The sequence below is a fragment of the Thalassoglobus neptunius genome, assembly GCF_007859735.1.
Classification (GTDB): Bacteria; Planctomycetota; Planctomycetia; order Planctomycetales; family Planctomycetaceae; genus Thalassoglobus; species Thalassoglobus neptunius.
Genome location: NZ_SIHI01000001.1, coordinates 1,926,447 through 1,940,671 on the forward strand (window position 1 = coordinate 1,926,447; position 14,225 = coordinate 1,940,671).

At 53.0% G+C, this 14,225-nt stretch carries 8 protein-coding genes; 4 read left to right on the plus strand and 4 right to left on the minus strand.

Going from position 1 to position 14,225, the window contains the following annotated elements; genetic code table 11:
* Positions 1-264 precede the first annotated feature (264 nt).
* From KOR42_RS07660 to KOR42_RS07670, 3 genes are all read right to left on the minus strand, one after another.
* On the minus strand, positions 265-1,200 hold the full coding sequence (locus KOR42_RS07660; protein WP_146508502.1) for a type II secretion system F family protein: 936 nt from the start codon (positions 1,198-1,200) through the stop codon (positions 265-267).
* 74 nt (positions 1,201-1,274) lie between these two features.
* Positions 1,275-2,273, minus strand: a complete 999-nt coding sequence (locus KOR42_RS07665) for a type II secretion system F family protein (protein WP_197440957.1) — start codon at positions 2,271-2,273, stop codon at positions 1,275-1,277.
* Between the two features lie 80 nt (positions 2,274-2,353).
* A complete protein-coding gene (locus KOR42_RS07670; protein ID WP_146508504.1) occupies positions 2,354-3,670 on the minus strand; it encodes a CpaF family protein in 1,317 nt (438 codons plus the stop codon).
* Positions 3,671-4,315: 645 nt separating this feature from the next.
* On the opposite strand from KOR42_RS07670, the gene KOR42_RS07675 reads away from it, so the two are divergent.
* The 4 genes from KOR42_RS07675 (at position 4,316) to KOR42_RS07690 (ending at position 13,363) form a co-directional block, all read left to right on the plus strand.
* Positions 4,316-5,569 carry a DUF1501 domain-containing protein gene (locus KOR42_RS07675; protein WP_390620870.1) on the plus strand — a complete coding sequence of 418 codons (1,254 nt, stop codon included), beginning with the start codon at positions 4,316-4,318 and terminating at the stop codon, positions 5,567-5,569.
* A gap of 248 nt (positions 5,570-5,817) precedes the next feature.
* Positions 5,818-8,298, plus strand: a complete 2,481-nt coding sequence (locus KOR42_RS07680) for a PPC domain-containing protein (RefSeq protein ID WP_197440958.1) — start codon at positions 5,818-5,820, stop codon at positions 8,296-8,298.
* Between the two features lie 92 nt (positions 8,299-8,390).
* The gene (locus KOR42_RS07685) at positions 8,391-10,823 is read left to right on the plus strand and encodes a DUF1549 and DUF1553 domain-containing protein (RefSeq protein ID WP_146508510.1); all 2,433 of its coding nucleotides are present in this window, start codon (positions 8,391-8,393) and stop codon (positions 10,821-10,823) included.
* A gap of 218 nt (positions 10,824-11,041) precedes the next feature.
* Positions 11,042-13,363 (plus strand): WD40 domain-containing protein, encoded by a 2,322-nt coding sequence (locus tag KOR42_RS07690; protein WP_231740762.1) that lies wholly within the window; start codon positions 11,042-11,044, stop codon positions 13,361-13,363.
* 106 nt (positions 13,364-13,469) lie between these two features.
* Here KOR42_RS07690 and KOR42_RS07695 read toward each other — a convergent pair whose 3' ends face one another.
* Positions 13,470-13,913 (minus strand): VOC family protein, encoded by a 444-nt coding sequence (locus KOR42_RS07695; RefSeq protein ID WP_146508513.1) that lies wholly within the window; start codon positions 13,911-13,913, stop codon positions 13,470-13,472.
* Positions 13,914-14,225: the final 312 nt, after the last annotated feature.

Genomic DNA, 14,225 nt, shown 5'->3' on the forward strand with positions numbered 1-14,225 from the left:
CCTGGAACATACTTGTGCGTCCAGAAAGAATAACAGGCTTTGACAATCAGGCAATTGTTGGGCGAGTTATCCAATTGCGCAAAGAGGTGAGCCATGCTTCAGCCGAGGTGAACTGAAGCATGGCCGCGGAGGTTCGACATTCAAGATCAATTATGACTGATGGGATGTCGGGAGAAGCAGTCCGTTGGGATCCGCCGACACGCGATCCATCCCGCATGCGATTCTCTCATTCGAAAGGATGCCAAAGGGCGTTTCGAAAACGTACTACTGTGTGAGCAGTTCTCGAATCATCATGATGGCTGCCGGGCCGACGAGAACCACGAAGATCCCCGGAAAAATGAACAGCACGAGCGGGAAGATCATTTTCACAGCTGTCGCTGCCGCTTTTTCCTCGGCAAGTTGACTTCGCTTCACTCGCATACTGTCTGATTGCACACGCAGTGCCTGTGCAATCGAAGAACCGAATTTGTCCGCTTGAATCAGAATCGCGGCGAGGGCTTTGACGTCGTCGACTCCTGTTCGAATGCCGAGGTCATGAAGCACTTCGCGTCGATTTCGTCCCAGCTGAAGTTGTTTGTTGCAGTGGTTGAACTCTGTACAAATTTCAGGAGAAGCATCTCCGAGTTCTTCAGCCACACGTCTCATCGCAGCATCTAGACCGAGTCCTGCTTCCACACAAACAACGAGAAGGTCCAAAGCATCCGGAAGGCTCAGGAAGATTTTCTGCTTTCGGGAGTAGGCCAGAAGAGTCAGGAAGACGCCGGGAAGGAAAAGCCCCAGTCCTCCGCATCCAATGAGGACCAGCATCGCGTCGGTCGACAATCCCATCGTCAGGAAGCCCAGACCACCTCCCAAGAAGATCCCGAGAGCCAGGCAGGCGACTTTGATGGCAAGATAAAGCGTTGGAGCATTCGGTGAGGAGAAACCGGCATTGGCCAGTTTCACCTTCAGATTGTTTTGTTCGAGATCCGTTTTCGGCTGAACAACGCGCGAAAGGGCAGGGGCCGCTTTCTTGAAGGCGTTGCTGACACCGCTTTCCTTGATGCTGTCACCATCGGCGCGGCGTTTCTTTCCTTCTTTCAGTTCTTCCAGGCGTTCCGCGACGCGCGAATCACTCTTCGAGAAAGCGGAGACAATTGCCCAGATCCCGAGCATCACCGCAGCGAATACCGCGTAAGGAATGAATGTGGTCATTTCCATGGAAGACTCCAGAAGTCACTATACAAGGTCGCAATCGACCGAATCGCAAGGAGGGTTTTGTGATGACGTAAGAATCAGACTTTGATCGAAATAATCTTCTTGATGACGACCGCCCCGAGAATTTGAAGAACAACCGCCACTGCGACCATTTTTCGCCCCAGTTCGTCAGTGAACAAAAGCATGACGTACTCAGGATTCAACTTCCAAACAGCGAAGAAGAGTGCGATCGGCAATGCCATCAGCACGATTCCACTGATTCGGCCTTCCCCGGTCAGAGCCTGAACCTGTCCGAGAATTCGGAATCGATCGCGAATGATTCGACCAATTTTGTCGAGGATCTCAGCAAGGTCACCACCCGATTGACGTTGGATGGAAACCGCCATCGCGAAGAACTTGTAATCCATATTCGGAACGCGGATATAAAGGTGAGCGAGAGATTCCTCAACCGGCACACCAAGATTCTGTTCCTCGTAGGCAATGTTGAATTCTTTGGAAATCGGATCCGGAAGTTCGTCAACCACAACTTTCATTGCGGCGGACAAACTGTGTCCTGAACGCAACGCACGTGCAACGAGTTCCATTGCGTCCGGGAGTTGCTTTGAGAATTTCTTGAAGCGGCGGCTTCGCTTGAACAACAGCCACCCAAACGGAAGCATTGCACTGACGAGAAACACCAGTGGATAAGTCGGCAGGGGAATCCGTGACAGATATCCTGCTCCGAGTCCAATCCCGCCACACGCCAGAACAATCATCAGAAAGACTTCGGGCTTCATCCGAACGTCTGCTTGAACGAACAGGAGCCGAATGTTGAGGAATCGCTCCATGAACCGATTCGCGGCGCCGGAGATTCCCTCCATCCCTTCCTTCACAAGTGCATCACGGGTGACTTGCGGGCCATCGGACTTGGCCCGCTTCTTCCCGGCCAGCACGTCGAGGCGGTCTTCAATGTCTTTACTGCTGTTGCCTTGCATGAGCAACATCGCAGAAATGATCGCACCAAAGACCCCGATGAAGGCGATCACGGATGCGGTCATCGGGTCGACCGTAAACGGAAGAAAGGTTTCGAAATTCATTGGGTGAACCCCATTTATTCAATCGAATTGAATTCAGTGATGGTGTGAAGTGGTGGCGAATGCCGTCGTTGACAGGTCCGTTAAGATCCCAATCGTCGGGCTGCAAACAGGTTGGCAGGGAGTCTGACACCTGCAGCTTCGAGTCGATCCATGAACGCCGGACGAACACCTGTTGATTCGAAGTGGCCGAATGACCGTCCGTCTGAATCGATTCCGTCTTGCATGAAGCGGAAAATGTCCTGCATGATGATGGTGTCCTGTTCCATGTTCAGGACCTCGGTGACATAAGTCAGCTTTCTCGGACCACCTTGCAGACGACTGGCCTGAATGATGAGGTCGACCGCTGAAGAGAACTGATGTCGAATCGCTTTGAGAGGAAGTTCCGTTCCTCCCATCGTGACCATTGTTTCAATACGAGAAACCGCATCGCGTGGATTGTTGGCATGCACGGTGGTCATTGAACCTTCGTGCCCCGTATTCATCGCCTGGAGCATGTCGAGCGTTTCCGGTCCACGACATTCCCCGATGATGATTCGGTCGGGTCGCATACGCAGGGCGTTCTTCACAAGATCTGTCGCGGAAATCTTGCCTTTGCCCTCAATGTTTGGCGGGCGTGTTTCCAGGCGCAGAACATGCTCTTGCTGAAGTTGAAGTTCCGCAGCATCTTCAATGGTGATGACTCGCTGATCACCTTGAATAAAGCTCGATAATGTATTGAGTAGCGTCGTTTTTCCGGAACCAGTACCACCACTAATGATGATGTTGAGGCGAGCCTTAATCGCTCCCTCCATGAGCATCACCATCTCAGGAGTGAATGCTCCAAAGTTCAGAAGGTCTTCCAGCGCGAGTGGCTTTGAACCAAACTTTCGAATGGTCAGCGAAGGCCCATCGAGCGCCAGCGGCGGGATGATCGCATTCAAACGTGACCCATCCGGAAGTCGAGCATCACACATTGGTGACGTTTCGTCGATTCGACGTCCGACGCGGGAAACAATTCGGTCGAGAATTTGAAGCAGGTGGTCGTTGTCGCGAAATGTCACCGGCGATCGTTGAATTCGTCCGTTCTTCTCGATGAAGACGTGCTTCGGCCCGTTGATCATGATGTCGGCCACGCCTTCCTCTTTCATGAGGATCTCGAGTGGACCGAATCCGAATGTTTCGTCAAGAACTTCCTCGATGAGGCGTTCTCGTTCCGAACGATTGAGCAGTGGGTTTTCGGTGTCGCAGAGATGTTCCACGACCAGTCGAATCTCACGACGAAGAGTATCCCCTTTGAGTTCGCCCAATTTATTCAGGTCGAGTTTGTCAACGAGTCGACCGTGAATCAGCCGCTTGAGATTCTCGAAATCGTCTTGAGATGTCTCGCGTTTCAGTCTCGATATTGGCGGGGAAGCCATGCATCGCTCTCCATTGAATCTCTTTGCACGAAACCCGCGCGGGATTTCGGCAGATGGACATTACTTGGCGAAACCTAGCTCACACTCGCGGTCAGGAATTCCGGAATCGTTAGAGGTGTTGAAAAAATCCGACACACAGGGGAGATCCCCTCGTCACAAACCGGGCAATCAGCGTCAACTGAAAGTGCTTTTCTGGTTGTAACGTTAAAAACGATACTGCGGATGCTGGAAACGACTCGGTAAAGTGAGTGATTTTCGATTGACTATTGAAATTCTCTCACTTACGGTAAACTTCAGAGAGAAGCTGAGCGCTCATGGAAAATGTGAAGCACTCTCTTTAAGGGTCAACGAACCTGATGAGTTGACTTCTCCCCCCCGCCGAGATTCTGATGAAGAATCTCACTATGCCCACCTGAATTTGCGAGTTCATTCCCGAAACGGATCGTTCGTCGGTGAAAGAGTAACGTGCATGATGGCATTCACTTTTTCATCCGGAATGGAATTGTCACACCTACCTAAACTTGAGTCCCTGAGGACAAGGAGCAGAGGTTAATGTCCAACGTATCGCAGCATTCACAGAAGGGGCATGGTTGTGCCCCAGCTCACTTCCAGCACTTGTCTCGTCGCGGCTTTCTTCAACTCGGCATGCTTGCCGGAACATCACTGACTCTTCCCCAACTCCTCGCGCGTCGCGCTCAGGCCGAACTCAAAGATTACGACAACTTCGAAGGCACAGCCAAATCGATCATCCACATCTTCCTCCCCGGTGGACTTGCTCAACAGGAATCCTTCGACCCCAAACCATATGCCCCCATCGAATATCGTGGGGAAATGCGGAACATTAAGACGAAGCTGGACGGCGTTCTCTTCGGAGAAACACTGCAGAAAACCGCACAAATCGCTGACAAATTGTGCGTGATCCGTTCGATGTCGCACGGTGAAGCCGCTCACGAACGCGGCACTCACAATATGTTTACCGGATATCGACCAAGTCCGGCCCTTCAGTTTCCGTCGATTGGATCTGTGATCAGCCAACAATACGGAAGCCGCAACAATCTGCCACCATACGTTTGTGTTCCCAATCAGCCAAACGTCTATGCGGGCAGTGGCTATTTGAGCTCAGCGTTTGCTCCATTCTCACTTGGAAGCGATCCCGCCAGTGGCGGATTCAAAGTTCGCGACCTCAACCTTCCGAATGGAGTCGACGAAAGCCGCTTCGCAAATCGACGATCTGCTCTCGAAGCAGTGAATGCCTACTTCCAAAGTCGTGAGACTTCGGATCAGATCAACGCCATGGATTCGTTCTACGAATCGGCTTACAACCTCATCTCTTCTCCCGAGGCACGCGAAGCGTTCGACCTTGAGAAAGAAGACGCCAAGCTCCGTGATGAATACGGACGCAATCAGGCCGGAGCGAGAATGTTGCTCGCTCGACGCCTCGTTGAAGCAGGCGTTCGCATGGTGAACCTCACTTACGGCGGATGGGATAATCACGACAACATCGTGGCAGGCTTCCGTCGCCAGATGCCGAGTTTCGATCAGGCGTTCTCGCGTCTGATCAACGACCTCGACGAGCGCGGCCTTCTCGATGAAACGCTCGTGATGGTTTCTTCCGAATTCGGAAGAACTCCAAAGATCAACAACACTGCTGGCCGGGATCACTGGCCGAAAGTCTTCAGCGTCGCCCTCGCAGGTGGCGGAATGAAACGTGGTTACGTTTACGGATCATCCAATGCGACCGCGAGCGAACCCGAAGAAAACGAAGTGAGTGTCGAAGACCTGTTCACGACTGTCTACCACGCTCTTGGAATCGTGGCAGATAAAGAATTGATGGCTCCTGGTGACCGTCCGATTGAAATCGTCGATGGCGGCTCAGTTGTTCAGGACCTGCTGGCTTAGCCCGATTTCTCTGCGAAGGGAATGAACTTGAGAGTGGTTAACGACTCGACATCGTCGTGTTGTCCATTGATTCCTCAAGCGCGTCGACGCGATCCGACTCATTGACCACACACAACGCCCACCCTGTTGACAGATGTCCACAAGGAGAAATTATGCGATGCCTTAGAGCATTTTCTCAGACAGAGCTTGCGACTTTGCACACGAAAAACGAAGCAAATCGACCTCAGGCAGTTCAGGCGAATGAGCAAATGAGAACAACTCGCTTGGCCAGCCTCGGAATGCTCTGCTCACTGGCTTTCCTCCTCTGTTCCCAAGTTGCATCCGCAGCTGCCCCGCGTTTCACCGCAGTCACCCCAAGAGCGGGAGCTCGTGGGCAGGAATTGACGATCACGTTGAGCGGAACAAACCTCGAGGACGCCGAAGAACTCCTTCTGTATGATGACGGACTCGAAGTCCTCTCGCTCGAGCACCCGGAAGAAGAGAAAGACAAAGCGAAGAAAGTCCTCGTCAAACTCAGAGTTGCCGACGATTGCCGTTTGGGAACGCAAAGAATGCGAATCCGTACCCGCACCGGGCTGTCGGATCTTCAGAACTTTGTGGTCAGTCCTTTCGAAGTACACAACGAGAAAGAACCGAATACGGACTTCTCGGCTCCGCAGGAACTTCCGTTTAACTCCAGTGTCGTCGGCCGCATCGACCGTGAAGACGTTGACTATTATGTGATCGACGCAAAACAGGGGCAGCGGATCAGTGCGGAAGTCTTCGGAACACGCATCGGATCGTCGACCGGAGTGAATTACTTCGACCCCTACCTCGCGATCATCGATGAAAACCGCTTCGAAATCGCGGTGAGTGATGACTCCCCACTCGTTCATAACGACGCTGTCGTCTCCGCAATTGCTCCTCGAGACGGACGCTACGTCATTCAGATTCGTGACTCGTCTTACAATGGAGATGGACGTGCACATTATGTGTTAAGTGTCGGGAACTTCCCGCGTCCGACGTCGGTCATTCCGTCCGGCGGGAAACCGGGAGAGACGTTGACAGTCACCTTTTTGGGAGACCCGCTCGGTCCGATTACGCAAGACGTCACACTCCCCGATGTTCCAAACATCGAGCGATTCGGTCTCGAAGTCCGCGATGAGTTTGGCCTCGCCCCATCCCTGCAGCCGTTTCGTCTCAGCCCGATCGAGAACACAATCGAGGCAGAACCCAACAATGACCGGAAAGCTGCGACGGCGTGTTCTGCTCCCGGAGCGGTCAACGGAGTGATCTCCGAAGCGGGGGACATCGACTACTTCAAATTCACCGCAAAGAAAAACCAGCAGTTCGATATCGAAGTGCATGCTCGACGACTGCGTTCCGGTCTCGATCCAGTTGTGACTGTCGTGAATACGGAAAGCGGCAAAGGCGTTGTCTCAAACGATGATAGCCGAGGCCCTGACAGCTACGTTCGATTCAAAGCTCCTGAGGACGGAGAGTATTCCGTCGGCGTGTATGACCACCTGCGTCGCGGACAGGAAGATTTCACCTACCGCATCGAAATCAGCCCGATCGAACCAACGTTGCAGGCCAGTCCGACGGAATTCTCGAGATACGTCCAGCACCAGATCATCATTCCTCAGGGAGCGGGATCGGGAATCGTTGCGAACGTTCAGCGTAGGGATATCGGAGGCGCAGTCAATTTCCGCAGCGACGATCTTCCAGCTGGTGTTCGACTGGAATGCCCGGAAGGCTGGCGAGGCGGCGGATCGATGCCAGTCGTCTTCTTCGCAGACTCGGACGCTCCACTCTCCGGGAAGTTCTCAGCGATTGAAACGTTCCTCGACGATCCCAAACAGCCCGATCGAGTTGTCACTGGACCACTTTATCAGGACGTCCTGATGGTTCGAGGACGGAACAACAATCGCGTCTGGGAAGAGCGAATGAATCGGCTGCCAATTGTGGTCACTCAGAAAGCTCCATTCCGAGTCTGGGCAGAAACTCCCGCCGTTCCAATTGTCCGTGGGGGCTCGCTCAATCTCATTGTGAAATGCGAGAAGGAAGAAGGCTGGGACGAAGACATCAGCGTCCGTCTGCTTCAAAACCCGCCCGGAATCAATTCGAGCGGTTCCGTCAAAATCCCCAAGGGGAAAACTGAAGCGTCCATCCCCATCAACGCAGCTGGGAACGCGGCACTGCGTGAATCCATGATCTCGTTGCGTTGCATTGCCCGGGTCGGGAACGGCTCCATCGAGTTGTGCACCGAGTTCATTCCACTGCGTGTCGAAGAACAATATGTGACTCTTGAATTCGTTCAGTCCGCTGTCGAACGGGGGAAAGAAGTTACGTTCCCAGTGAAGGTGAACAAGCAGAAGGATTTCACCGGGACAGCGACGGTCGAACTTCTCGGCCTGCCAGCCAATGCCTCTGCAGAGAAAATGGAATTGACCGCAGAGACAACCGAGCTGAACTTCCAGATTAAGACAACGGAGAAAACTCCACCCGGCATGAGCAAGAATGTTTTCTGCCGCGTCATGGTTCCGGAAAACGGAGCGACGATCCTCCACAACCTGGGATCCGGTGTTCTTCGAGTCGACAAGCCTCTCCCACCGAAAAAGGATTCTCCGAAACCGGCTCCAAAAGTCGCAAAAGCGCCTCCAGCGGAGAAACCGTTGTCGCGTCTGGAACAGCTTCGCCTGCAGAAGAAACAGCAAGCGGAAGCCGCTCAGGCGGACGCAGGAGAGTAATTCCGACCACCGTTTTCGTACTTCCTTAGACTTGCACCTTTGCCATCCAAGACGACCACCACGTTGACGGAGTCACGACCGGACGATCATCCATGAGAAATGTATTTCTGAGCATCATCTGCTTGCCCGTTCTGTGCCTGGCAACCAACTCCCTGGTTCTCGCAGACGGCAACCTTGTTGAACTACGAGTCTTCCCGAAGGATGTCTCACTGACGACGAAACGAGATTTCCAGTCCGTCGTCGTTCAGGGATATTACGACAACGGACTGACGGCCGACTTAACCGAGCAGGCCGAATGGAAAATGGAAGATGCTTCTCTTGTCTCACAGGAGAAGAATGTTTTCCGCCCCGCTGCCGACGGCGAAACACAACTGACTGTCTCCGTCGGAGAGAAGTCGGTGACCGTTCCCGTCAAAGTTGCTCGCGCAAGCGACGATCGCCCGGTAAGCTTCAAGCTGGACGTGATGCCTGTTCTGACGAAGTCCGGATGTAACACCGGAAGCTGTCATGGGGCCGCTCGCGGGAAAGACGGCTTCAACCTTTCTCTCTTTGGTTATGATCCGGATGGTGATCACTTCCGAATCACTCGCGAACAACCGGGACGTCGCGTCAATCTGGCGATTCCAGAAGCGAGCCTGTTGGTGGAAAAAGGAGCCGGTGTCGTTCCGCATACCGGCGGAAAACGATTCGATCTTGAATCCAAGATGTGCCAGACCATCGTCGAGTGGATCGCCAATGGCACACCAACCGATCCCAAGGACCAAGCCACGTGTACTTCGATTGAAATGTACCCGAAGCAAGCTGTCCTCGATGGAACTGGCGAATCACAGCGTACCGTTGTCATCGCGACCTATTCAGACGGAACCGTTCGCGATGTCACCAGCCTCGCTGCCTTCACAACGAGCAACGAAACTGCAATCGCAGTCGACGAACACGGCCTTGTCACTGCGGGCGAACGCGGAGAAGGATTTGTGATGGCGCGATTCGACGTTCACACCGTCGGATCTCAATTCCTGTCGCTTCCCAAAGGTTTGCAATACGAAGAACAACCGGAAACTCCCGCGAACGAAATTGACGTTCTCGTCGCCCAGAAGCTGAAGAAGCTGCGGCTGCATCCTTCCGAACTCTGCTCCGATGAAGAGTTTCTCAGACGTGTCTCGATTGACTTGATCGGTCTGACTCCGACGTACGAAGAATACACTGCCTTTCTCGCGGACTCGTCACCGGACAAACGCGCACGGAAAATCGACGAGCTTCTCGATCGAAAAGAATTCACCGAAGTGTGGGTCTCGAAGTGGGCTGAGTGGCTCATGATGCGATCGAGCAACCAGGTCTCTCAGAAATCAATCTTCCTTTACTACCAATGGCTCGTTGAGCAAATCGCGAACAACGTTCCGATGGACGAAATGGTTCGGGAAATTCTCTCATCAAGTGGCGGAACCTTCACCACTCCGCAGACGAACTTCTACGAAATCGAACGTGACCAGCTGAAGGTTGCCGAGAACGTCGCGCAGATCTTCATGGGAATGCGGATTCAGTGTGCCCAGTGCCACAACCATCCATTCGATCGATGGACACAGGATGAATATTACGATTTCGCAGCATTCTTTTCGCAAGTCGGACGAAAACGCGGAGAAGACGAGCGAGAACAGATCATCTTCAATCGCGGCGGAGGAGAGGTCAAACACTCGGTCACGGGACAGAATGCCACGCCGACATTCCTGGGCGGACCATCTCCGGATACCAAAGGGAAAGATCGGCGAGTCGTCGTCGCGAACTGGCTCGCTTCGAATGAAAATCCGTTCTTCGCAAAGAACTTTGCCAACCGAATCTGGCATCACTTCTTCGGAATTGGAATCGTCGAACCGATCGACGACTTTCGAATCTCGAATCCGGCCAGCAACCCGGAATTGCTCGATGAACTCGCGCAACGTTTGACCGATTACGACTACGACATGCGAAAGTTGATTCGCGACATCTGTAACTCAAACACATACCAGCGAACGACTCGTCGAAATGAAAGCAACATGACCGACGAGCTGAACTTCGCACATCAGAACATTCGTCGAATCAAAGCCGAATCGATGCTCGACGTCATCAGTCATGTGACAGGCACCAAAGATGACTTCGCGAAGCTTCCAGTGGGAGCACGAGCTGTCCAGATCGCAGACGGTGCAACTTCCACATACTTCCTGACAACATTCGGGCGTGCAACGCGGGAAACAGCTTGTTCTTGCGAAGTGAAAATGGAGCCAACTCTCTCACAGGCACTTCACCTGTTAAACGGCGATACGGTCAATAATAAAATGAGACAGGGCAACCAGATTAAAACTCTCCTCGATCAGGGACTGTCTCCTGAACAAGTGATCGAACGACTTTATATCGTCACACTCTGTCGGAAACCGACAGCCGAGGAACTGGAATCACTTTCGCCTCTTTACGCAGAGGGGACGAACGTCCAGCAAGGTCTTGAAGATGCCTATTGGGCATTGCTGAACTCGCGTGAGTTCCTCTTCAACCACTAAGCCGGTACTAAATGTGTTTTCTATTGTCGACTGATATCGACTTCAGATTTTCACTGACAATTACTGCATGAACACTGACGCCGTCAGTTGAATATCGACACCAGTAACTTCACTCAACACGATCGTTACTCTGGCTAGCCATCACTATGTTGAACATCCATTCATTGAGAACTTCTCTGTTGTGTTTCGCCACACTCGTCACCCTCACATGTTCGCACGTGAGGGCTGATGAGAAAGACTCGAAAAGTGACGAGAAGCCCGTCGAGAAAATCACCTTCGACGACCATGTGCTTCCGGTCTTTCGGGCACGATGTGGATCATGCCACAACGCAAACGATCGTCGCGGGGGACTTGTTCTCGATCAGTATGCAGGAGTGATGGAAGGTGGCTCCTCGGGTGAAGTGGTCGATCCCGGCAGTGCCGAATTCAGCTATCTCTGGTTACTCGTGAACCATGAAGACAGCCCCAAAATGCCTCCCAACGCCGACAAACTTCCAGAAAGTGAATTGGCTGTCATTCGAAAATGGATCGACATGGGAGCCCTCGAAAATGCGGGCAGTAAAGCGAAAATCAAAAAACGCCAATCGTTGGCGCGGATTGAAGTGTCGACGGAGCGTCCCGCACACGTTGCGATGCCGCAATCATATTTCGGAGATCCGGTTGTCACGCCACTATCAACGAATGCCGTCACCGCGCTGGCAACAAGTCCCTGGGCACCGATTGTCGCGGTTTCTGGGCATCAACAAGTCAGCTTGCACAATTCTCAGACACGTGAACCACTCGGCGTCCTTCCATTTCCCGAAGGCCAGCCACAAATTATGAAGTTCAGCCGGAACGGATCTCTGCTGATGGTCGGAGGAGGCCGGGGCGGCCAGTCCGGAAAAGTGGTTGTTTATGATGTCGCAACCGGTGAGCGAAGAATCGAGGCGGGTGCTGAATACGACGAAGTTCTGGCTGCGGACATCAGTTCCGATCAGATGTACATTGCACTCGGTGGCCCGAAGAAGATGGTTCGCGTGTACTCGGTCACGACCGGAGATCTTGTTTACGAAAACAAGAAGCACACCGACTGGGTGACAGCCATCGAATTCAGCCCGGACGGAGTCCTTCTCGCCAGCGGTGACCGCAGCAACGGTCTCGTTATCTGGGAAGCCGATACCGGAAGAATCTTCTATGAACTGAACGGCCATCGAGGGGCGATCACCGACGTAAGCTGGAGACCGGACAGCAACGTCCTGGCATCTTCAAGTGAAGACGGAACGATCAAACTCTGGGAGATGCAAAACGGAACCAATATCAAGTCTTGGAATGCTCACGGTGGCGGAGCACTTTCGGTCGAATACACTCGAACAGGGCAGGTCGTTTCGACTGGACGAGACAAAATGGCTCGACTTTGGGACGGCGACGGTAAGAAGTTGAAAGACTTCGGAGGCTTCAAAGATATCGGGATGGAAGTCGCATTCGACGCTGACAGCAAAGTGGCAATCGCTGGCGACTGGTCCGGGGAGATTCGATTCTGGAACGCAGACGATGGTGCTCTTCTCGGCACACTCAACACAAATCCGCCGACGGTTTCGCAATACCTTTCTTCTCTCGAACCTCAATTAGCGGAAGCACGCCAGGCACACCAGAAAGCCGCGGAAGCGCTCGCAAAGCTCACTGCCGGTTTTGCTCAACGACAGGCTGCCTCGCAACAGGCCGCGAAAGAGCTCGAAACAGCCGAGAAGGCTTTGGCGGAAACAACGAGTCAGATGACCGCCGCGAAGAATGAACTCCAAAATCAGGAAGCGGAACTGGCGAAAGCCAACACACAAGTGAATGAATCGCAAAAGCAACTGGCCGAAGCTCAAACGTCGCTTCAAGCCTCTGAAGCCGAATTGAAACCCATTCAGGCGAACTTCGAACAGCTGACGGCCAAAACAGAGCAACTCAAAGCAGCCAAAGAGGCATCAGCACGCGGGTTCGAGAAAGCCACTGAAACATTTGAAATCCTTACGCAGGCAGCTTCTCCCACTGCTCAGGAGACCGCAGCCAATGATCCAGCTGTCGCCACTTCTCTTGAGAAGCGAAGCGAGGTCGCAAAAACAGCGGAAGCAACTGTGACGCTCGCCAAAATTGTCGCCGAGCAAGCAGCAAGCCAGTATTCAAAAGGGGCAGAACAGCTTCAAGTCGTGACAACCGCGTTTCAGGCGGCTCAGAAGAAATTGGCCACAGCAAAAATGAACGTCGCCAATCTCGAGAAACAACACGCGGCGAATCTCTCCGCTCAACAGAAAGTGCAGCAGCAGATCGTGAAGTCCAAGACGCAACTTGCCGAGTTAAAGGCTAAAGCGGATGGACAGACCGCAAGTCGAGATGCAGCCAAAGAGAAAGCGGCAACTCTCGCAAAAGCTGCGGAACTGACCGAAGAAGAAAACGCAAAGCTGCAGAGTACTAAAGCTGCAGCAGAGGCTTCTCAGAAGCGACTTGAGGGCTTGGAAAGCCAGTTTGACCGACTCTCGCTCGCACGCAACGAACTTGCATCTGCTCAGTCGGAGTAGGGCCAACGAGAGTCTATTAAGAGCACTGGCGGGAGTTGAAACAGCCGTCAGCGCTCTTGGAAAAGTGCCATGTTCGCTTTCGAGTTGTTGAAGCGACTGGTTTCGATCAGTCTTTGGCGAACAACATCGATCGATCCTGGAATGCTTTGAACTCCAGGGCGTTTCCGGAGGGATCGAGGAAAAACATTGTCGCTTGCTCGCCGACTTGTCCTTCGAAGCGAATGTACGGTTCGATGATGAACTCCACTCCTTTGCCGGAGAGTCGTTCCGCGAGTTCTTTCCACTGATCCATCTCCAGCACAACACCGAAGTGCGGAACCGGAACAGCCTTCCCGTCAACCTGGCTGTTCCTCTCGTCCCCTGTCGAAGTGTTCAGGTGTGGGCGTTCGTGAGCGACGATTTGGTGCCCGTAGAGATCAAAGTCGATCCAGGTGGTGTCGCTGCGTCCCTCTGGCAGCCCCAAAACTTCTCCGTAAAACTTTCTGGATTCCGCGAGATTGCGAACCGGAAAAGCCAGATGGAACGGAGACAGTGAGTTCTCTTGAGTCATTGACGGTCCTTTTCAGCGTTGATGAGCCACTCGGACGAGTGCGACAGCCGCTTTTACAGCTTCTCTATGGAAGTACATCTCAGAATTGCGGGGTTTTCTGGCCTTCTAATGCTCAGCTTCCGCTCCACGAAATGGCGTGCTCCCCATTTTCTGATCCAGATGTTATGAGAGTCAACCGACCGATTTTGGTTCGAGGAGACTTTGATGACGAAGCGACGACGACGTAAGCCTGAGCAGATTGTGAAGCTGTTGCAGGAGGGGCAAGCGATGTTGGCGGCAGGAAAGTCGCTGGCTGAGGTGTTGCAGAAGCTG